At 58.6% G+C, this 21,512-nt stretch carries 12 protein-coding genes and 2 pseudogenes; 4 read left to right on the forward strand and 10 right to left on the reverse strand.

Annotated elements, in window-relative coordinates:
- Positions 1–20: 20 nt before the first annotated feature.
- Positions 21–1,442, reverse strand: a complete 1,422-nt coding sequence (locus AB4N76_RS08220) for an amino acid permease (RefSeq protein ID WP_046026578.1) — start codon at positions 1,440–1,442, stop codon at positions 21–23.
- 631 nt (positions 1,443–2,073) lie between these two features.
- On the opposite strand from AB4N76_RS08220, the pseudogene AB4N76_RS08225 reads away from it, so the two are divergent.
- Positions 2,074–5,189: pseudogene (locus AB4N76_RS08225) on the forward strand (transglycosylase domain-containing protein).
- Between the two features lie 153 nt (positions 5,190–5,342).
- Positions 5,343–10,373, forward strand: coding sequence for an NEL-type E3 ubiquitin ligase domain-containing protein (locus AB4N76_RS08230; protein WP_460164360.1), 5,031 nt, complete (start codon positions 5,343–5,345; stop codon positions 10,371–10,373).
- A gap of 48 nt (positions 10,374–10,421) precedes the next feature.
- On the opposite strand, the gene AB4N76_RS08235 is transcribed toward AB4N76_RS08230, so the two are convergent.
- The 7 genes and pseudogenes from AB4N76_RS08235 to AB4N76_RS08265 form a co-directional block, all read right to left on the reverse strand.
- Complete coding sequence (locus AB4N76_RS08235; RefSeq protein ID WP_077431327.1) at positions 10,422–11,639, reverse strand: hypothetical protein; 1,218 nt, start codon at positions 11,637–11,639, stop codon at positions 10,422–10,424.
- Positions 11,640–11,678: 39 nt separating this feature from the next.
- Positions 11,679–12,938: a hypothetical protein gene (locus AB4N76_RS08240; protein WP_046026582.1), complete on the reverse strand. Its 1,260-nt coding sequence runs from the start codon at positions 12,936–12,938 to the stop codon at positions 11,679–11,681.
- A 48-nt stretch (positions 12,939–12,986) separates the two neighbouring features.
- Complete coding sequence (locus tag AB4N76_RS08245; protein ID WP_460164361.1) at positions 12,987–13,913, reverse strand: hypothetical protein; 927 nt, start codon at positions 13,911–13,913, stop codon at positions 12,987–12,989.
- A 352-nt stretch (positions 13,914–14,265) separates the two neighbouring features.
- Positions 14,266–14,763 (reverse strand): CS1 type fimbrial major subunit, encoded by a 498-nt coding sequence (locus AB4N76_RS08250; RefSeq protein ID WP_371916699.1) that lies wholly within the window; start codon positions 14,761–14,763, stop codon positions 14,266–14,268.
- Positions 14,764–14,772: 9 nt separating this feature from the next.
- The gene (locus tag AB4N76_RS08255; RefSeq protein WP_046026583.1) at positions 14,773–15,513 is read right to left on the reverse strand and encodes a pilus assembly protein; all 741 of its coding nucleotides are present in this window, start codon (positions 15,511–15,513) and stop codon (positions 14,773–14,775) included.
- Positions 15,514–15,553: 40 nt separating this feature from the next.
- Positions 15,554–18,081, reverse strand: a pseudogene (locus tag AB4N76_RS08260) (TcfC E-set like domain-containing protein).
- Positions 18,082–18,193: 112 nt separating this feature from the next.
- Positions 18,194–18,679 (reverse strand): CS1 type fimbrial major subunit, encoded by a 486-nt coding sequence (locus AB4N76_RS08265; protein WP_046026586.1) that lies wholly within the window; start codon positions 18,677–18,679, stop codon positions 18,194–18,196.
- Between the two features lie 490 nt (positions 18,680–19,169).
- Here AB4N76_RS08265 and AB4N76_RS08270 point away from each other — a divergent pair, with 490 nt between their 5' ends.
- Positions 19,170–19,748 carry a PadR family transcriptional regulator gene (locus tag AB4N76_RS08270; protein ID WP_046026587.1) on the forward strand — a complete coding sequence of 193 codons (579 nt, stop codon included), beginning with the start codon at positions 19,170–19,172 and terminating at the stop codon, positions 19,746–19,748.
- Positions 19,745–20,530 carry a siderophore-interacting protein gene (locus AB4N76_RS08275; protein WP_077431325.1) on the forward strand — a complete coding sequence of 262 codons (786 nt, stop codon included), beginning with the start codon at positions 19,745–19,747 and terminating at the stop codon, positions 20,528–20,530. Before AB4N76_RS08270 ends, AB4N76_RS08275 begins: the two co-directional genes overlap by 4 nt.
- 15 nt (positions 20,531–20,545) lie before the next feature.
- On the opposite strand, the gene AB4N76_RS08280 is transcribed toward AB4N76_RS08275, so the two are convergent.
- Together AB4N76_RS08280 and AB4N76_RS08285 are read right to left on the reverse strand one after the other, a co-directional pair.
- On the reverse strand, positions 20,546–21,202 hold the full coding sequence (locus tag AB4N76_RS08280) for a Pr6Pr family membrane protein (protein WP_046026589.1): 657 nt from the start codon (positions 21,200–21,202) through the stop codon (positions 20,546–20,548).
- Positions 21,203–21,204: 2 nt separating this feature from the next.
- The gene (locus AB4N76_RS08285; RefSeq protein WP_046026590.1) at positions 21,205–21,435 is read right to left on the reverse strand and encodes a VF530 family protein; all 231 of its coding nucleotides are present in this window, start codon (positions 21,433–21,435) and stop codon (positions 21,205–21,207) included.
- Between the last annotated feature and the right edge of the window lie 77 nt (positions 21,436–21,512).

A 21,512-nucleotide genomic window follows, 5' to 3' on the forward strand; every position in this document is an offset into this window, starting at 1 on the left:
TGCATTTCAAGCGTTACGCCTTACGACGCCGAACGCACCGCACCTTGCGTTGCCTGGGTCGGTTGCAGCTTGAACACATAGAACAACACCGTCAGCAGCACCAGGAACGCAGGGCCGACATACAGTGCCACGCGGGTGTCCGGGAAGTAGGCCATCAGGCCGACCACCAACACCAGGAACGCCAGCGCCAGGTACGAACTGACCGGGTACAGCCACATCTTGTACGTGAGGCCGGCACACTCGCTGGCGCTCAGGCCTTTGCGGAACTTGAGCTGAGCCAACAGGATCATCACCCAGGTCCAGATCGCGCCGAAGGTGGCAATCGCGGTGACCCAGACGAAGACCTTCTCCGGCGCCAGGTAGTTGAGCAACACGCCCAACAGCAACGCGCCCATTGACAGCAGCAAGGCGCGGCGAGGTACGCCGTTGCTCGACGTCTTGGCGAAACCGGCCGGGGCCTGGCCATTCTGCGCCAGGCTGTAGAGCATGCGCCCGGTGCTGAAAATGCCGCCGTTACAGGACGACAGCGCAGCAGTGATCACCACGAAATTGATGATACCGGCGGCGGTCTTGATGCCCAGGCGCTCGAACGTCATCACAAACGGGCTGCCCTGGGTGCCGATTTCGTTCCATGGGTAGATCGACAGGATCACGAACAGCGCGCCGACGTAGAACAGCAGAATCCGCCAGAACACCGAGCCAATGGCATCCGGGATGGTCTTGCGCGGGTTCTTGGCTTCACCGGCGGTCAGGCCGATCATCTCGACGCCCAGGTAGGCGAACATGACCATTTGCAGCGACATCAATACGCCTTGCACGCCATTGGGCATGAAACCGCCGTGGGCCCAGAGATTGGAAATCCCCAGCGCCACGCCATCGTTGCCGAACCCGAAAGCGATGATGCCGATACCACCGACCACCATGGCAATGATGGTGACGATCTTGATCAGGGCGAACCAGAACTCGAACTCACCGAAGGCCTTGACCGCGATGAGGTTGATGGTGCCCATGCTGATCAACGCCGACAGCGCCCAGATCCAGCGCGGCACATCGGGGAACCAGACCCCCATGTACACCGCCACCGCCGTGATTTCCGCGACGCAGGTCACCAGCCACAAGAACCAATAGTTCCAGCCGGTAAGGAAGCCCGCCAAGGGGCCGAGATAGTCTTGGGCATAACGGCTGAACGAGCCGGCGACCGGGTTGTGCACGGCCATTTCGCCCAGGGCACGCATGATCACCAGGATCGCCAGACCGCCAATGATGTAGGACAGCATGATGGCGGGACCGGCCATTTCGATGGCCTTGGCCGACCCCAGGAACAGGCCGACGCCGATACAGGCACCGAGTGCCATCAAGCGAATATGCCGTTCGCCGAGTTCGCGTTTAAGCGGGCCGCCTTGAGCGGTCTCGCCGTTGGGCAGGTGATTGCCGACAGGCATAGGGGACATCCTCGTCTTGTTATTGGATTTAGCCACCGAGTGTCGAAGCGCTGACCGATAAGCCATTGCTTGCCTGAAACCGGTCTACTTCGTGAGCAGGACCGTCCTGTAGGACAAAACCTCCAGGATCAGCGGGACGTGCAGTATAAAAAGCATCGCTCAGGTTTTTTCACTCTATAAATCACAATATGCAGCCATAAGTCTCGGCAAAATAGCGATTTATGGAGAGGTATTAACTGGCTAAAGGCGATTACACTCGCCCCTGAAACGGCGGCGAGTATTGCACAGCATTGGTGCATCGTCATGCACTTGCCTAAACCTTACTTACTGCTGAACAGCTCTAGATCAAGACTCTTCAGCCATAACACCACCGCCCCCTGGTAGCAGCTGCCGAAGGCTGCGTTCGACTGCGTAGCAGTCGTAAATCAGACACCGCGGCTTTCCAGACAAATTGAAGTTGCAGGATTGGCGACTGCTGCGCAGCCGGACGCAGCCTTCGGCAGCTGCTACAGGGATTTGTGTGGATACAAAAAAATAGGCGATAACCTTGTCCACAATTTTTTCACCTTTGCCAACCACCGTCTAAGCTTCAGACAAGTCAGATCAATCTGCGTGAATGGATCAATCGGCTATGGGCGCTTTGTGGCAAACCGATACGAGTAAAACTGTGGTCCCGACTGAACGAGTGGATGAAGCGCCTTTACCTGAAAAACCCCGTACCAGTCGTGTCAAACACGGCTGGAAGGCGTTTTGGTTGTTGTTGCTGATCATTCTGATCGTCGTGGGCCTGGCCGCTGCCAAGGAAATGCGCACGTCGAAATTTCAGGCGCGGAAGTCAGCAAATTCGCTGCGTCCCTGAGTTACACCCTGGAACCAGGCCCTAGCGATGCGATTCGTTACCCTGGCGCCGGGCCTTTTGATTTGCGTCTGGGCTATAGCTCTCTGAATGAGTTCCTGCCCCGGTTGCTCAAGCGCGACTACGTGATCTCGGCGCAGACCCGTTTTTCCAAAAAGTTGATGGACTACAGCGACAAGGGCCTGTTCGTGCCCTATTCGGAAAAAATCCAGGCCGGGCTGTCGATCACCGATTGCCGCGCGTTGCCGCTGTACCAGTTCAAGTATCCGCAGCAGCTTTATTCAAGCTTTGAATCGATCCCGCCGGTGGTGATCAACAGCCTGTTGTTCATCGAGAACCGTTTCCTGCTCGACCCCAAGCAACCCTTGGCCAACCCCGCCGTGGACTGGCCGCGCTTCGGCATGGCGGCGTGGTCGCAGGTGGCGAAGTTGATTCACCTGCCGGGCCAGTCGGCGGGTGGCAGTACCCTGGCGACACAGCTTGAAAAGTATCGGCATTCGCCCGATGGCCTGACGGTATCGGGCGCGGAAAAGATCCGACAGATGATTTCCGCCACCGTGCGCGCCTATCAGGCCGGCCCGGAAACCCTCGATGCCCGGAAAAATGTGGTCCGCGACTACCTCAACAGCGTGCCGCTGTCCGCCGTGCCCGGTCACGGTGAAGTGCATGGCATGGCCGAAGGGTTGCGCGTCTGGTACGGCGCCGACTTCGACAAGGCCAACGAAACCCTGGCCAGCCCAGCCACCGATCCAAAAACGATGGCCGCCAAAGGCCTGGCCCTGCGTGAAATGCTCTCGTTGATGATTGCCCAGCGCCGGCCTTCCCACTACCTGACCAAGGGCCGTGATGAACTGGTCGATCTCACTGACAGCCACATCCGCCTGCTGGCACAAAATGGCGTGATCGATGGGCCGTTTGCCGCTGCGGCATTGGCCAGCAAGGTCACTTATCGCGACTGGCAAACCCAGCCGACCATTCAGCCCATTGAAACCAACAAAGGCATCAGCGTGGCACGCAGTCGCTTGGGCGGCTTGCTCAATCGTCCACTGTACGACCTCGATCGCCTTGATCTGTCCGCCACCAGTACCTTGCAAGGCCAGCTGCAATCCCAGGCCACCGAGTACCTCAAGCACCTGGCCGACCCGGTATTTGCGGCGCAGATCGGCTTGATGGGCGAACGCCTGCTCACCCCCACCAGCACCACCCAGGTGCGCTACAGCTTCACCCTGTTTGAACTGACGCCGGACGGCGCGCGCGTACGCATCCAGACCGACAGCACCGACCAGCCGTTCGACATCAACGAAGGCAGCAAGCTGGAACTGGGCTCCACTGCAAAAATGCGCGTGCTCACCACCTACCTGCAAATCATCTCCGAACTGCACGACAAATATGCCGGGATGACCATTCCAGAGCTGAAAAAAGTCGATGTCCCCGATCAGGACCGACTGAGTCGTTGGGCCGTCGATTACCTGATCGAGAATCAAGATCGCAATCTGCCGGCCATGCTGGGTGCCGCGCTGGATCGCAAATACTCGGCCAGCCCCGGCGAAGCGTTTTTCACCGGTGGCGGGTTGCACGTGTTCCATAACTTTCGCAAGGAAGACAACGGCCGCATCCCTACCCTGCGCGATGCGCTGCGTGAATCCATCAACCTGCCGTTCATTCGGTTAATGCGCGACCTGGTGCGCTACGCCACGTATTCGGGCCCCAACAACAGCGCAGAACTGCTCAAGGACGACCGCGACCCTCGCCGTCAGGAATACCTGGCCGATTTCGCCGACCGCGAAGGCACCTCGTTCCTGCTGAAATTCTGGAAGAAATACAAAAACAAGGACACCCAGGCACGGCTCGACACCTTCCTCGACAGCATGCGCCCGACACCGATCCGTCTGGCGGCGGTCCATCGTTATATGCTGCCGCAAGCCAGTCAGGAAAGCTTCAACACCTTCGTTCGCACGCATCTCAAAGGTGCCAAGCTCACTGAAAAACTCACCGACGAACGCCTGCAACGGCTCTACGAAAGCTATGGCCCCGGCGCCTACGACCTGCCGGACCAGGGCTTCATCGCCAAGGTCCACCCGCTGGACATGTGGTTGATGGGCTACCTGCTGAACAACCCCGACGCCAAGTGGGGCCAGATCGTCAAGGCCAGTCAGTTCGAACGGCAGGAAGTCTATAGCTGGCTGTTCAAAAGCAAGCACAAGGGCGCCCGCGACAGCCGCATCCGCACCATGCTCGAGATCGAAGCCTTCCTGGACATTCACCAGCGCTGGCAGAAAGTCGGCTATCCCTTCGATCACCTGGTGCCGTCACTGGCCACCGCCATCGGTAGCTCTGGCGACCGTCCGGCGGCGCTGGGCGAGTTGATCGGGACCATCCTCAACGATGGCGTGCGCATGCCGACACTGCGCATCGACACGCTGCATTTCGCGGCCAACACCCCGTATGAAACCAAGTTGATCAACGACCCGGTCGTGGGCAAACGGGTGATGCCATCCGAAGTCGCCACGGCCATGCGCGAAGCCTTGTCGCAAGTGGTGGATGCCGGTACCGCAAAACGTGTGTCCGGCAGTTTCACATTACCCAATGGCAACCCCCTGGCCATGGGCGGCAAGACCGGGACGGGTGACAACCGCATTGCGGCCATTGGTTCCGGCGGGCGGGTGTTGAGCTCCAAATCCCTCAATCGCACGGCGACCTTCGTGTTCTACATCGGCGACAACCATTTCGGCACCCTCACCGCTTTCGTGCCGGGTCGCTCGGCCGAAACGTTCACGTTCACGTCAGCGCTGCCGGTGCAGGTGCTCAAGGGCATGGCGCCGATTCTGATGCCCTACCTGCAACCGGGAAGTAACACCGGGTGTCTGCCTGTCGAGGTGGCACGGCGTTGATTGACGAGGGTGGTAATTAAATATTTTCGACATCGATAAAATTAATGATGCGCAAGTACGCACACTGACTTAACAGCAGTAATTCAGACTTTTACTTTTAACGTTGGAGGGTAGGCTGGAGCCTTCTTTCAACGTTTAAGGTTTATTAAAACAATGACTGACCCACAAGGACGTACTGCCAATAACAAAGGCCGCCATTATGACTTTATAACAAGTCGAATCCCTGCCCCGCTCAAAGAAGTTTCACCCCAGAGGATCAAGGCGCTAAGCGCTGCCCGCACAGGCCGCGAGCACTGGATAACCGCCGCTTCACCGTCCAGTCATTCTTTATTGAAAGCGGCCAGTCTGAAACTTTGGGCATTACAAAACAAAGTGGACTTAATGCTTGATGAGTTACAGGATATTTATACATTTGCCGAACCCTTATTAAGCGCCGCCTTAAAAGAGCAGTACGGGATCGACGACAACACAAGAACAACTTACTTACATCTTTATTTACCCAAAGAGCGTCCCTGGTATGCCATCAACCTATCGGGGGGCGTTGTCGTTCGCAATGTTTCGCTACTGGACGCCGCCTTGCATAACTTCGCCCGACACGAAACCTGCGAAGCGGCCTCCGATTTCATCACCCAGCCCGACGAGCGAGGGCTGTTCGATATCAAGCCGATCAAACGCAAAATGTCCATTGCCCAATTCCAGACCCTGTGCCGCGAACTGGACATTGGCGCGCGGTACACCAAGCACCTTGAAAGCACTTTGTTGCCGGACGATGCGCTCGCCAAGACGTACCTGAAACACAAAGTGGTCGACAACCAGAAAGCCGCGTTCATCGCCGCGACACACCTGGCGGTGATGACTGGCGACATCGTCGCCGATACCCATGATCTAGTGCTTGCGATGCTCGATGGCCAGCGCAATCTCACCCTCAAAGGCAAGATTGTGCAATTCGCCGAGATGGCCCTCATGGACACGCCATTGACCGGCATCGTGCTGATATCGCCTGATCTGGAACAGGCGAGCGATGTCTCAAGGATCATTGCGTACGTTCCCCATGACCCCGAGCATCCGCTCAAGGAATACGCCTCGGTCACCGACTTCATGAATGAACTGACTCGCCAGTTGCGTGACAACGCCTTCATCGAGTCGTCGCAAATGACCTATCGCCAGTACTTCAGCCAGTTTGTCGATCAGCCACAGCGAGGGCATTTTTTTGCCGGCCTCCAGGCCCGTCTGTTCGAGACGCAGGGCCATAAAAAAGGGCCGTTCGATCAGCGTCCGACGTGGCGAGAGGAGCCCATATCCAATCCCAATCTGCGTATTGACGTCACACCGGTCACCGGTGATTTCTGGACCCGTCTCTACCAGCGAAAACTGAACAAGATCCTCAATGACGCCCGGCACATTGCTGTCTCTACCGCCGACGCAGACAGCAATGCGCGCTGGGCCTGGTGGGACAACTTCAAGAAAGTCGTTTCGGACATTTTCAACGTGGCCCTGATGATCGTCACGCCGTTCGTGCCGGGCCTGGGTGAACTGATGATGGTGTATACGGCGTACCAGCTCACAAGCGAGGTCATCACGTCCATTGTGGACCTTGCCGAAGGGCAGTTTACCGAGGCCGCCGAGCATATCGTCGGGGTGGTTACGGACGTCATCCAGCTCGCGGCTTTTGCCGCCGGCGCACAGATTGGCCAGCTTGTACGATTGAAACTGTCGCCCTTGGTCGAAGGCATGAAACCGGTGCAATTGCCCGATGGCCGGCAGTATCTGTGGCACCCCGACCTCACACCCTACGAACAACCGAACCTCAAGTTGCCTGCCGACTCAATCCCCGACGAACAAGGTCTGCACGCCCTCGACGGTCAACGCATCCTGGCGCTGGAGAACAAGCACTACGCCGTGCAGCAGGACCCACGCACGGGCACCTGGCGCGTCAAGCATCCGAGCCGCACCGACGCTTATCAACCCGCGCTGAAACACAACGGCGTCGGCGCCTGGAGCCATGAAGCCGAGAATCCGCGCGAGTGGGAAGGCTCGACCTTGATGCGTCGTCTGGGGCACAGCGTGGCGGACCTGAGCGATGCGCAACTCGAGCAAATCCGCAGCATCAGTGGTACCCAGGACAACGCCCTGCGCCGGATGCATGTCGACAATGCCCCGCCCCCGCCATTGCTGAGCGATAGCCTGCAACGCTTCAGAATTGGCCGGGACGTGGCCCACGCCATTGCAAAGATCCGGACCGGCCAACCGCTTTCCGCCACGTCCTATTGGTTCGAGCCGCTGCCAACGTACCTGGAGGGCTGGCCTGTGGACAAGGCATTGAAGGTGTACCAGGACGCCGACTTGAGCGGCAGCTTTCGCCAGTATGGCAACCCCGACGCCGGCCCTGGGCAAACCCTTTCCACCAGCGTGGCTCACGTGCTGAGCGGCAAGTTTGCGCACAGCCTTCTTGCGTTTCTTGACGAAGCGGAACTCAACAACCTGTTCGGCCACCCACTGCCCGCCGCTGAGCGCCTGCAAACCCTGCGCAACCTGTTGGCCGATGAAGCCCGCAAACTGGAGGTGGAGATTTTCAACCTGCAGTACCAGGCCAGCCAAACCGTCGACAACCCTCGTCTTCGCCTGCTGACGCGCCACTTTCCAGACCTGCCCGTCAGCGCTGCCGACAAACTGCTGGCCGGCGCCAGCCGCATCGATGTGCAACGAATGGACACCGAGCGGAGTTTGCCATTGACGCTGAAAAGCGAGGCCCGCGAGGCGGCCTTCGAAGCACGCGCCAGCCATGCTTACGCCGGGTTGTTCGATGACGCACAGCTGACAGCCGATACCGAACGCCTGGTGCTGAACGCGCTCAGGATCCACGCCGACACCTTTGGTGATTTGCGCATCGACATCCGTGACGGCACCTCTGACGGACCACTGCGCTGCCGTGTGGGCAGTGACGAGGCGAAGACGGTTCGGCTGCTGATTCGAGACGAGTTCGCACGCTACGCTGTCAGCGGCGGCTCCAGCCCCGTGCCGTTCGAGAACTTCTATGACGCCGTGCTCCGGGCACTGCCGGCACAGGCACGAGCCCGATTGGGTTACCGCACGGGCCAGGGGCGGATGTTCAAACAATGGGTAAAAGCCAAAACCGAGGCGCCCGGCGAACGACGCACCGCGTTGCTCGAACCGCCGATCTTGCCCAGCGCCGCCCCGCAGACCCAGTTGCTGCTGCGCGGCCCCGCCCTGTCCCGGGCCGGCACGACCCCGATGGAACGGGTGCAGGATTTGTACCCTCTTTTTAGCGAGCGGGAGACCACCAGCTTCGTCAGGTCACTGGGACCGACCGACGAGGCACTGGCGACGCTTGATCGCCTGGAACGCGACCTGGACAATCTGCGCGTGCTGCTTAATCAATGGCGCTATCAGCAACCGGAAGGCTGGGGACCCGGCGCAAATTCTTTCAGGGACAAGGGTGGTCTGCACATTAGCGAACGCCTCATCAAATGTTTCGAAAGGAAGTCGACCGTCTTCGGTGAGCGCAGCACCACCCTTGATGCAGGCTACGCACTGGATCTGTCGACAGAGTTCAGTCAATACAACCTTGAGGTGTGGTGGAAAAAACGGCCCGACCTCAAGTACTACCTCGATCAGGTCAGCAGCCTGAACCTGGATCACACGGGGTTTTCTGCCTCCGCCGATGGACTGCTGCGAGACTTTCCACGGGTTTCACAGCTGAGCGCCAGAGGCTGCCGACTGACCCGGTTGCCGGATGGCGTCGGCAAAATGCACCTGTTGCGCTCGCTGCGTCTGACCGACAACCAGATCAGGCTGACACCCACCGCAGTCGAACAATTGAGCAACCTCACCCGCATGGAAACCCTGCGCCTTGATGACAACCCGCAACTGGGCCTGCTGCCGGACGTGGGGCGCATGCCGAAACTGGGCATCCTGAGTTTGAGCCACACGGGGGTGAAGGCCTGGCCCGAGGGCTTGTTTAATAAAAAACGGCCGCGAGGTTTTTTCCTCGACTTGAGGGACAACCCGCTGGCACAGATACCGGACGTCGTACCCGGCTCCGACGACGCACTGCTGGTGGCGCGTACCCGGCTCAACGTACGGGATCTGTCGGAGGCGAACCGTATTGCCTATCACGACTATCGACGGTCCGTGGGGCGCAACCCCTACCAGACTTACTCACCCGCTGCCGAGCGCGCCATCGATCAATGGCCGATGTCCGACGACAGCCGTTGGTGGAACAAGACCGGCGGGCTGGGCACCTTCAGAGAAGAAGCCTGGCACGCGCTAATGGGCGAGCCTGGCGCAGAAGGCTTCTTCGAGATTATCCAGCGCCAGACGCTGTCCGGCGACTATCGGGCCGGTGGGGAGATGCGCCAACAACTCAGCAACCGAGTCTGGCGCATGATCGAGGCCATGGATCTGGACAGCGAACTTCGCCAGGAACTGTTCGAGATCGCGACCGCGCCCACCACCTGCGCCGATGCAGGGGCTCAGGTGTTCAACAACATGGGGATCAAGGTGCTTGCCAGCGAAGCGAACGCCCTGTCGACATCGACCACGATGCTGGAAAACCGCTTGGTGACCTTGGCCAAAGGTGCCGCTCGCCTGGAACACGTGGACGACGTGGCCCGCGCCGATTTTCGTAGCCGTGCCGGCACCCCGGATGAAGTCGAGGTCTTCCTGGCCTATGAAACCGGGCTCGCCCAACGCCTGGGTTTGCCGTGGCAATCCCGGACCATGCTTTACCGGCCCACGGCCGGCGTCGACGAGGCCATGCTCGAACAGGCTTTTGACACGGTCATTTCACTGGAGCAAGGAGACGGGCTGGTGAACGCGATGATCGAGCAACCGTTCTGGGACAAATACCTGAGGGCGACTTATTCGGACGCTTACAGCCGAAACACTCGTTTTTATGCGACCAAGTCCGACCTGCTGGAACAACTGCGCACGGCTCAACGGAACTGGGCACGCTCCATTGGCCACCCCGATGCGCAGCGCAGAGTGCTCAGAAAAACATTGCTCGACCTCGCGCAGCAAATTCCCGTGGCACAAAGCGAGCTGTTGAACGAAGGCGTCATGCCCGATGCCACCTATGACCGGTTGCTCAACGATATCGGTTATCGGGAGAAGGAATTGAGCCGGCGCCTGACTCGCGAGGCGTTGAACAAGGCCGGGCTGTAAACGAGCAGGACCCTGAGTGTCCTGAGGTCCTTGGACCTCAGGATTCCATCACCCCACCTCTGAATCCCAAATGACCGTGACCTGGCCCCAATAGTTACGGGCAGTTCTCGGATTGAGCATTTCCTGCACGTCCTCCGAGCCCACTTCAAAGTGAAGGGTGCCGGGCTTGCGATCCAGATAAAAGCCAGGCTGGAAAAGATCGGTGCCACTGCCGTTGAGCAACAGTGGACGACGATTGACCGGCTGTCCCGTCCCGTCGGTCAGGCCGTTGGGCAAGGTCACGCCGACATCGAGCGCCACCGTGTGCCCCGATGCCGGTTCCCGCAACGCGCAGGTATTGCCGCTGACGTACTGGCATTCCAGGTTCATCTTGAAACGGCTGGATGCCGACAGGTTAAACGTCTGGTCACGGAACAGCCGCACAGGCTTACGCCCCTGAGTCAGCCAGGCCTGCCAGCCCCCCTGCGGAACCAGTTCGACGCGATTGCCGCCCGGTGGAATCTCGACTTTCAACGTGTGTTCGACCAGCAGCGTGAAATTGAGGGTGATCAGATCATCGTCAGGCAACATGAGATCACCCATGTCGAAATCCCGGTACGGCCCGACGGTGTAACTCGATATGCCCCGGTAGATACCCGCCGTCATCTTGAGCGGGTTGGGCGTGATTAGCTCATAGGAAAACCCGGTGTTCTCATAAGCAAACGAAAGGGTCTCGGCAATTGTCTTCTGTGCCTGCTTGGCGCACACACCTGCATCGGCCGGTACTCTCCAGAAGAACGCGTAATACAGGGCGTTACCATAGCCAACGCCACCATATTGGCAGGGGGCAGGCGCGTAAACCCACGCACTTTGCCAAACAGCTTCGGGAAGCGGGGCGTTGTTCGTGTAGGCCGCACCGATACCGTTGACCCGCATTCTGACCGTCTCGGCTTCTCCGGTCTCTTCATGGAGAACCGTGATGTCCTTCCAATATGAAGGCACACGAAACATCGGGCCCTGGCGTTCATCATGCAACGCCTGGATAGGTGCGACCGACCTGAAGCGAATGGGCAGGGCGATGCTGAACACGCCGTTGTCACAATACTCCGGGTGATCCCCGCAATACCCTCCTTGAGGTGTTTTGTTTTCGAAAGAATTTTGCATGGGGTTTGCCGGATCTGGCCGGAATACCGCCGTCATATCCACGGTTGCCGCGCTTGCCGACGCAGCGAACGCGCCTGTCAGAGCCAGCGTACTCAAGCGGCTCGCCGTCGTTGCCCTATTCATGTTTCATACACTCCCTGTCACCGCGTATAACGCGAGTATCTAAACATCCGAATCCCAGATCACCGCCACACTGCCTGAGTACTGCCGCGCCTGACCCGGATGAATCATTTCGCCAACTTCCGCGGCGGGGATTTCGAAGTGCAGCGTTCCCGGTTTGCGGTCCACATAAAACCCCGGTTGGAATAACGCCGTACCGCTGCCATCGATCCGTAGCGGCCGGCGATCCACTGCTTGCCCGGCTGCGTCCGTCAACCCATGGGGCAGGCTGACACTGACGTTCAGCGGCACGGCGTGTCCGGAAACCGGTTCCACCACTCCACACGTGCGGCCATCGTGGCTGTACTGGCATTCCATCTTCATTTTGAAGCGCGAACTGGCGGAAATATTGAACGTCTGGTCCCGGAACAGCCGAGTCGGTTTGCGCCCTTTCGTCAACCAGGACTGCCAGCCGCCCTCGGGAACCAGTTCGACGCGGTTCCCCCCAGGCGGTACATCGACTTTCAGGGTATGGCTGACCTCAAGGGAAAAGTTAAGGGTCAACACGGAGTCACTGGGAATCATGACATCGCCCATGTCGAAATCCTGGCCCGGGCCAACCGTGTAGGAAATAACGCCGGTGTAATCGCCCGACGCCATTTTCAGCGGATCGGGCGTACGCAATTCGTACCCGAAAACGATGTACTGATAACGAAAGGACAAAGGAATGTCGAACTTCGCCTTTTTGCTACAAACACCCGCCCCGACGGGGACGACCCAGAAGCTGTTATAGCCAAAGTTGCCGACGGTGCCCCACCCCACTCCTACGCAGGGTGCAGGCGCATACAACCAGCGCCCGCCTTCCCATAAATCGTCCCAGGTCCCGCCACCCGTCAATTCGGAAATGGACCTCGGTAGCAACGATTCATGACCAATCGCGGCAATCCGCACCTGCAGCGTTGTGACGTCCCCCGAACTGTGTGTCACGGACACATCGCGCCAGTCGGACGGCACCCGGGCCATGCCGCCCTGGCGAGGGTCCGTATGATTGGCGAGGATTGGCGCATTGGCCGTAAATGGAATGCGGGCGATAAGGCTGAACAGTTTCAAGGGCGCGCAGGCCTGTGGAACTTGAGCGCAAAATCCCTCGGAAGGTGTTTGATTAGTGAATTGATTTTTTTGCGGGTTCGCCGAATCCGGCTGGAATGTCGCGCGGATATCGTGTACTTCCGCCACTGCCGGGACAGAAAAAACGACAACCAGTAACCCTGTCCATACGCCACGTTTTATCGTCCGGTGTCCTTGCCGGGCTGAATCATCCATCGTCTCTTCTCCACAAATCACTTGCACCAGCATCGGGTGATGGCGCGTCTAAATGTCCGAATCCCAGATCACGGTCACACTGCCTGAGTACTGCCGTGCCTGACCCGGATGAATCATTTCGCCCACTTGCGTGGCGGGGATTTCGAAGTGCAGTGTTCCGGGTTTGCGGTCTACGTAAAATCCTGGCTGGAACAACGTTGTACCGCTGCCGTCGAGCCTCAGAGGGCGACGATCCACCGCTTGCCCATCGGCGTCCGTCAACCCATGGGGCAGGCTGACACTGACGTTCAGCGGCACGGAATGTCCGGAAACCGGTTCCAGCACTGCACACGTGCGGCTATCGTGGCTGTACTGGCATTCCATCTGCATCTTGAAGCGCGAACTCGCAGAGATGTTGAAGGTCTGGTCGCGAAACAGCCGCGTCGGTTTGCGCCCTTGCGTCAACCAGGACTGCCACCCCCCCTGGGGCACCAGTTCAACGCGATTGCCGCCCGGCGGCACGTCAACCTTGAGGGTGTGCTGGACGTCCAGAATGAAGTTCAATGTCAGGGTTGAACTGCTGGGCATCATGATGTCACCCATATCGAAATCCATTCCGGGACCGACGGTATACGTCCAGTCGCCGGTATACAGGCCGGACGACATGCCCAAAGGATTCGGCGTACGCAGTTCATAGCCGATCTGCATCTTGTCGTAACTCAAGTTCGAAATACGATAATTGGCGGTTGCCGCGCATTCACTCGCAATCGGTGTCATCCAGAAAAAGGTTCGAGTGTCCGGCGCGGTGTACATACCTCCCGTCGCCTGGCAGGGACCGGGTGGGTACCATGTCCAGTCGCCCCATAAGCGTGTGTGCCACCCCTGAACGCTGGTGGGCTCGCCTTCACCCACAAGGTTTTCAGCGGTATCCGGAAGGATGTAGCGGCCACCAATCGACGCTATGCGCACTTCCAGTTCGGAATACTCATTAGTCACGGCGTTCCTGACACGCAGCACTTGCCACTGACCTGGCACTCGAAAAAATGCACCTTTACGCGAATCTGAGTGCCGCGCTTCGATGGGCGCGACGGACACAAAATCAATGGGCGCCAGTAGAGAAAACAGCCCCTTCTCTTTGCAAAATTCCGGTTGAAGCTGGCAATGTCCGGTAACAGGCGTTTGATTGATGAACTTGTTATCCATGGGTCTCGAAGGATCAGGCCGAAACACCGCGCTGATATCCATGGACGCACTCATCACCGGCTCGATCCCCCATCCAAGCGTCGCAATTGCCCAAACAATAAGGCTCGGAACTCTTACGGTGTTTTTCGTTTTCATTTTCTATCACTCAGCCACCGGGCATGACCGCATTGAAAATCATGTTGACGTTGCCAAAATAATTGCCGGGCTTGTAAACCCCGTCGGCCGGCGGCACCGGGACGATTTCCAGCACCACCCGTTTGCCCGCAATGGCGTCGGCCATGGACACCACCTCGCTGTTTTCCGCGTCGTTCAACAATGTGCCGTTGAACAGCACGCGTAAGCCGATGTCATGGGCTTCGGTGCCATTGGATAGATAGGGTCGGCCTTCGAGCCGGGCCTCGATCGAGCCTGCTTCGTTCTTCACGTCGAAAAACTTGCGCAAACCACCCAGTGTCGATGCCGTCAGGTTCCATGGCAGTTGCTGCTCACGATGAATCCAGCCAGGGTCAGACGGAATCACATAGAACGCCAACGTTGGAATGCTCACGAACACATCGAAATGGTGGGACTCCCTGGCGGCAAACGCCGTGCTCGAAACCCATGCACCGATGAGCACGGGGAGTATTTTTTTCAACATAGTCATCACCCGGGCTCAACCCTTTACGTCCAGTTTTTTGCTGCTTTCACCTTCAACGAGGGTGAAGTGGTATTCGCGACCGGCCTGTTTTTCAAACTGAAACGTCCGGCCGGCGAGGATGTGATGCTTGGTCGTCGGCTGGCAGTCCTGTTCGTTTTTTACCGAGCAGTCCTTGAACTCGTCGATCACCACCACCGTGTTGCCGTTGTTGCGAATGCGGTAAAGAGCCGCCGCGTTTTCAATCACGCTTTCATAGCGCGTGTGCTTGGGCCGCACGAAAAACACCGCGCCGTAACCGGCCAGGACGTTGACCCCGGCCGAGAGGGTTTTCTTGTAGGCATCGCGTTCTTCACTGGAAACGGCGAACTCATCTTCTTTCTCCGGCACCACCGGTACGAAACGCACGCGGAAATAGCGCTCTGTAGCCCGTTCGCCCATGTACAGCAACCGCGTACCCTGCATGCCATTGGCCGGCACGATCAGTCGTGCCGGGCTGGCCATCAGGCCGTCGCGGGCACTGCCGTCGGCCTGGGTCTTGAGCGGTACTTCCTGTGATTTGCCCTGGGCGTCATAGAGGATTTCAAGAATGTTGACCTTGACGAACGCAGTGCTGTCGCCGCCGTTGAAAACCCGCTTCAGGTAGGTACTTTTATCGCCGTCCAGATAGTCGTAGACGGTGCCGATATTGATGCTCGGCGTAGCGTGTGCCGTTTGGGTGAATAAACAAAAACCAAATAGTGCCAACAGACGTTTCATCGTCCCTTACCTCGTTGATTAATCGCGTTGTGCCGGACCATCAGCCCGCCGTCCGGGCCATGAAAGTCGCATCCGCCAATGTGTCCGGTGTGCACCGCAGGTCCCCGATCATCAGCACGTTGTTTTCCGTGCGTGCGCTGCTCGGGTCGAGGCGGAACTGGCACAGCAACTGATTGCCGTGGCGCACTTCCAGGGTCGGTGAGCCGGCGTTCATTTCCATGGAGAAGAAGCCGTCGACTTCACTCACGCCGCGACTGGCGTGGTTGATGATGTGGTGCCCCTTGAGCGGGTTGCCCTGGGGGTCGATCAAGCGTCCGAGTACGGTGAGGGTGCTCATCACGCGGACCTGGCGATATTCCACGCCGCCCTTGTTCAGGTGATAGCTGGAGCGCGCCGGCTGGATGGTCGCGGCGGGCACATGGTTGCCCTCGAAGTCGAAACTGACCGAACTGCTTTTGTAGGCCGTGATGGGGACAAAGTTGCGACCCGGTTTGAGTACCGCACTGCCGCCGCTCAAATCGTCGGCGCGCAGGGTGATGCCCGCGATGTCCGATTCGACATCGATGATCATCCCGGCACCGTTGCGGTGGTACTGGCTGGTCACGACCATTTTTTCGCCGCCGACGGCCACGGTGCTGTCCAGGTTCAGGCCGCCGGTGAAGTCGTTGTTGAAAGACGAACGCTGGACAAACCCGTCGCCGTTGACCAGGTCCGAATGCATCGTCCCCATCGCATTCAAACCGATGCCATAGGTGTCGGTGATGGCGGTCGCCGACACGCTCTGCAAGAGGTGCCCCTGCAGGTCTTTGCGGTAAGTGATCGAGGCGTTGTTATCCCGCCCGCCCTCACGCGCGGTGCGTGAGCCGATGCTGCCGGAGAGCTGTTCGCCGGGGCCGCCCAAAGCAATGTTGACGCTCAGGTCGACGCCACGATTGCGGTCGTCACCCGAACTCACGCTGCCTGGCCGGTCGAACAGTGCCAATCGCCAGTTGGCATCGCTGCCGAACAGTCGGGTGCGCTGGGTCCATCCCAGATCCACCCCCGCGCCTTCGGTATTGCCCTCGCTGTGGGACACCCGCGCGTTGACCGAGGTCTTGCTGGTCAATCGATGGTTGAGCGACAACGAAGAGTTGCTGGTCTGGCCAACGAACACATTGCGTTGTCGCACTCGCGTTCCGTCCGGCAAGGTGTCGTAGAGCCGCGTCGTGTCGAGCCAACTGCGGTTGTGGCTGGCGACGACGCTGCCACTGCCGTAGGAATACAGCCCCTGCACGTCGAGGCCGGTGCCGTAGTCTTCGGTTTGATAAATGTTGGCGTAGAGGCTGGCATTGTTGACGATGGCCCAGTCGACCGACGTGCCGTACTGCAAGCTGTCACGCACCTGGCGCCCGTTCAGGCCGACGATCACCCGCGGATGCAACAAGTAGTTGACCGCCGCGCCGGCGGTCATGTCGCCATCGTCCTGCTCGTCCCAGTTACTGAGCACCTTGGACTCGCGCCCCGCGAACAGGTTGTAGCGCCAGCGCTCGTCATGGTTACGCCAGTTGTTGGGCTTGTAGACCAGCTCTTGGGTGCTGGAGGTGATTTGACCGTCTTCGATCAGACGCACTTCCACTTCGTAGATCCCGCCCGGTAACGGTCGGGTATCGAGGGTCTGCAAGCCGGCCGGCATCGCCTGGGTATTGATCAGCAAACCGTCGCGATAGATTTCCACCGACCCCTGGCGGTTGGCGGTGACGTAGATCGGATACACCGCCGGTTTCGGATTGTTGATAGCCAGGCTGTCGGAGCTGCCGTACATGACCCCCACCGCCGTATCGGGGCTGGTACCAAAGGTGCGCGGTTGCCGACTCAGCCCTTCGGACGAAGGGGTGAAAAGGCCCAGTCGCAGAAAATTGCCTTCCAGTTCTCGCTGGGTGTACAGCTCATTCACCGCGTGAAACAACTCGTCATCCATCCCGCCGAGTCGGGACAGCTGAACATTCACAGCCTGAGTCCAGTTGCCCAGGCTGCTGCTGGCTTCAAGACCATAGCGCCCGCCCAGGTCCTGGTTCTGCCCGCCGTTGAGGTTCAACTGATTGCGCACGATCAGGCCGGTGCTGCCGCCTTCGGGCAACGTGTAGTAGCGCTGCGCCGTCTCGTCGCGTTCGGCGTTTTGCGTCAGGATCGAAACCAGTGAGTTTTCCAGGCTGTAATGGGGGGCACCGCCAGCAGTTGCTCCGGGCACGACCCCTGGCAGCCTCCCAGTGCGACACCTTGCTTGAGATAATTTGCCCAGGTCTCGCGCTCGCTGGGCTTGATAGTGCTATCGCTGACATCGGTGAAGTCAACTAAGGTGATGCGATCGTCGCGGGATAACACCACCATCGCCTCACCCAGAAACTGTTGGTCAAGTTCCACGCGCACCGCCAGTGGCACATCAAAGAAGTGCTCTTCGAACTCAGACGGCAAACCTTTGGCCTGCGCCAGCAGACTTCGAGGCGTAGACGCGCTATCTGCAGGCGCAGCCAAAGCGGTTGCACAAAAAAACAGGGCAAGCGCCGTCGCGATGTGAGTCATCGGGAACATGAGCGAAATACTCTAGAGATAGTTACGTTAAAACCCGATCGACGGATACTGACTACCCATCGACCGGTGAGCGTTACTTAATAAGGACAACCCTTAAGTCATCTCAGTATTACTAGATGCGCGGGATGGCATCGAAGATCACCACCGGAGTGGCAGTGTAGAAACCCGTTTGAGTGGCGGTGGGTTTAGCGGCGTCAATCACCAGATCAGCCCGCATGCCACCGTTGGACTCGGTATCGCCAACGACTTCCTGGGAAGCGCCGGTCAGGGTAACGCCGTTGAATTTATAGGTCAGTGCGATGTTGTTGCTACCGTTGAACAGGGGTTGCGGACCTCCTTCCACATAGGCGCCGACCGAACCATTGGTGTGCCGAATATCGTACGTCGCACGCAATGGGCTCAAAGTACCGGTCACCAGGTTGTAGGTCATTTTCTCATCTTTACCAAAGTCAGGATTGACCGGTTGGGCGTGGAAAACCTGGGTTGGAATGGTGGCGCTGATGTTGATGGAGGTGCGCGCTTCTTCCGCAGCGAACGCCAGCGAAGAACCAAGTGCCAAGAGTGTCATCGGGACGGCGATTGCAAACTTATTGAGCATTATTGAGTACCTGTCTTTTCAAAGGATTGGGCCGAGAGCAGTCCTAACAAGCCAGCGTCATGTACGAGTTCATCACGAGGCTTAACTTTCGACGCCGGAACATGATCGACCAATCTCTTGGGAAAGTAAGTACGTAACTTCCGAAGAACATGTAGTAACAAGAGCATTCGAACAGAAGGAAAAAAGTCGTAAAAACAGCAATTACGCTGTTCGACTCTCAGACTGATACTACACACAGTTTTAACTAAAAAAGCACACAGACAAGAATGATTAAATATCTGTAAGAACGGCACTACTTATTATTTTTTAACAGCCATTGGTAAGAAAATGAACTGTTATTAATTAGTCTAACTACTCTAAAGAAGCAACCGTCACAGCCCTCTTGCGCTTGCAGCGCCCTGCCTCAGTCTTCGACCGCTCGTCCTGGTGCCTTGCATTCCTCATAAGATATATCTTAAGTTGTATCTAAACACGACAGAGAAGACACAAAATGAGAGACCATCATTCCCATCGAGAGCACAACGACAGCCGCGACGGCTTCGAAAAACGCCCAGGTCCTGGCCGAGAACGCGGCGGCCGTGGCCCCCGTGTGTTTGCCCCCGGCGACCTGAAATTGCTGCTGTTGGCACTGATCGCCGAACAGCCCTGCCACGGCTATGACCTGATCCGCCAGATCGAAAGCATGTTCGACGGCGCCTACAGCCCCAGCCCCGGTGTGATCTACCCGACCCTGACTTTTCTTGAAGAAAGCGAAATGATTCTGGGCGACGCCGAGGGCGGCAAAAAACGCTACAGCATCACCGACGCCGGACGTTTGTCGTTGACCGAGCAAGCCATTGCACTGGATGGCGTGCGGATGCGCATCGAAGTCAGCAAACGCTCGCTGCGCGGGCATGACCGCCCGGCCGAGATCCACGAAGCCGTGCACAACTTGCGTCATGCCTTGCAGATGCACCACGGCCGCTGGAGCCCGGAAGAAATCCTGCGGGTACGCGACCTGCTCAATAACACCGCCAAAGCCATTGTCGACGGCCCTGCCGTTCCACCTGTCCGGGAGAAAGCCGAATGACTGAAGTGATCGTGCAATCCATCCACCGCGTCATGCATGAGATCAAACGCCGTCGTCTGGAGGTGTTGCGCGTGGTCGACCTGACGCCACGTATGCGCCGGATTACCCTGGGCGGGCCGGAACTGGCCGGCTTCGTCAGCCTCGGCACCGACGACCACGTCAAACTGTTGTTCCCGCAAAACGCGGCGGAACACGCGGCGCTGGAAACCCTGGTGCTCGGCGCGGGCAAAAACAACGGGCCGATGCCAGCGATGCGCGACTACACACCACGTCGTTACGACCTCGACACGCTGGAACTGGACATCGATTTCGTGCTGCACGGCGACGGCCCTGCCTCGACCTGGGCCGAGCAGGCCAAACCCGGTCAGTTCCTGCACATCGGCGGGCCACGCGGCTCGATGATCGTGCCGGACATGTTCGACAGCTACCTGCTGATCGGTGACGAAACCGCCCTGCCCGCCATCGCCCGTCGCCTCGAAGGCCTGGCAGCCAATCGTCGGGCGCTGGTGATTGTGGAAGTGGAGAACGGCACCGAGCAGCAACGTCTGGAAAGCGCCGCGCAGGTCCATGTGATCTGGGTGCTGCGCGAAGGCGGCAAGGACAATCTGCTGACCACCGTGAAGCAAGCGCAAGTGCCCGGCGGCAATCTGTATGCGTGGGTGGCGACCGAGACCAAGGTGTCGCGGCAGATTCGGCGGGTGCTGCTTGATGAGCATGGGCTGAACGAGCAATTCGTCAAAGCCGTGGGTTACTGGCGGCTGGATGACAGCGACGAAGAGTGACCTGTGAGGGCGGCGCTAGCGGCGTCGCCCCAATTGCCGGTCGAGCGCGGTCAACGACACCGCAATCACCACAAACCCCACCAACAACCCACCCGCATTCAAAAACACCTGTGGATAACCCAACTTGTCGACGTCTACAAACGGATAGGGATAAACCGCCAACACGTGACCGCGCCACAACACCGATACGAAGTACACCAACGGATAGATCAACCACAACGCGATGTGCCTCAGACGTAACGTGCCCTTGGGCACGCATAACCACCAATAGCCCAGAAACAGCAGCGGCATGATGTCGTGCATCAGCTCGTCGGCCAGAAACTGCCAGCCTTCGGGATGCCACAGATGGCGCAGCAGCAGGCTGTACGCCAGGCCGACCACGGCGATACTCACCACAATCGCACTGCTCACCCACGGCTGCAAAAACCAGCGTCGCGCCGCTGACTCGCGGGATGTCCATTCACAGGTCAATACGGTCGCCACCAGCGTGTTGGTCAGCACCGTGAAGTAACTGAAAAAGCTCACCAGCCCACCGATCAAACTGGCTTCAAGGCTCCAGCGTGAGTAGAGAATCAGGTACAGCTGAATGCTCAGCCCCAGCCACCCCAGTACCGCCGCCACGGCGACAAAACGACGCCTCGTGGCAGAACCCGGCGTCGGTTGGTTAACCATTGTCAGACTGGTCGCTTGGTGCGCATCAATTTCACATACAAGCGCTCGACCTTCTCTCGCGCCCACGGGGTTTTGCGCAAGAACGTCAGGCTCGACTTGATGCTCGGGTCGCTCTTGAAACAGCGGATATCAATGCGCTCGGCCAGCCCCGACCATTCGTAATGTTCAACCAGGACGTTGAGGATTTGCTCCAGCGTCACGCCGTGCAGCGGGTTGTTGTTCTGTTCGGTCATGCCGGGCCTTCAAGCGGTGAAAGGATGGGAAGCCGCGCACCTTAGCCGAGGGTGTGGTCTGGTGGAAGCGCTCTGTG

It is taken from the genome of Pseudomonas sp. S2_F03 (assembly GCF_054668335.1).

Bases quoted from the DNA above. Each gene is read 5' to 3' on its own strand.
- AB4N76_RS08230 (WP_460164360.1), top strand. From the start codon at position 5,343: ATGACTGACCCACAAGGACGTACTGCCAATAACAAAGGCCGCCATTAT.
- AB4N76_RS08220 (WP_046026578.1), bottom strand. From the start codon at position 1,442: ATGCCTGTCGGCAATCACCTGCCCAACGGCGAGACCGCTCAAGGCGGC.
- AB4N76_RS08280 (WP_046026589.1), bottom strand. From the start codon at position 21,202: ATGGTTAACCAACCGACGCCGGGTTCTGCCACGAGGCGTCGTTTTGTC.
- AB4N76_RS08250 (WP_371916699.1), bottom strand. From the start codon at position 14,763: ATGACTATGTTGAAAAAAATACTCCCCGTGCTCATCGGTGCATGGGTT.
- AB4N76_RS08270 (WP_046026587.1), top strand. From the start codon at position 19,170: ATGAGAGACCATCATTCCCATCGAGAGCACAACGACAGCCGCGACGGC.
- AB4N76_RS08235 (WP_077431327.1), bottom strand. From the start codon at position 11,639: ATGAATAGGGCAACGACGGCGAGCCGCTTGAGTACGCTGGCTCTGACA.
- AB4N76_RS08265 (WP_046026586.1), bottom strand. From the start codon at position 18,679: ATGCTCAATAAGTTTGCAATCGCCGTCCCGATGACACTCTTGGCACTT.
- AB4N76_RS08285 (WP_046026590.1), bottom strand. From the start codon at position 21,435: ATGACCGAACAGAACAACAACCCGCTGCACGGCGTGACGCTGGAGCAA.
- AB4N76_RS08255 (WP_046026583.1), bottom strand. From the start codon at position 15,513: ATGAAACGTCTGTTGGCACTATTTGGTTTTTGTTTATTCACCCAAACG.
- AB4N76_RS08275 (WP_077431325.1), top strand. From the start codon at position 19,745: ATGACTGAAGTGATCGTGCAATCCATCCACCGCGTCATGCATGAGATC.
- AB4N76_RS08240 (WP_046026582.1), bottom strand. From the start codon at position 12,938: ATGGATGATTCAGCCCGGCAAGGACACCGGACGATAAAACGTGGCGTA.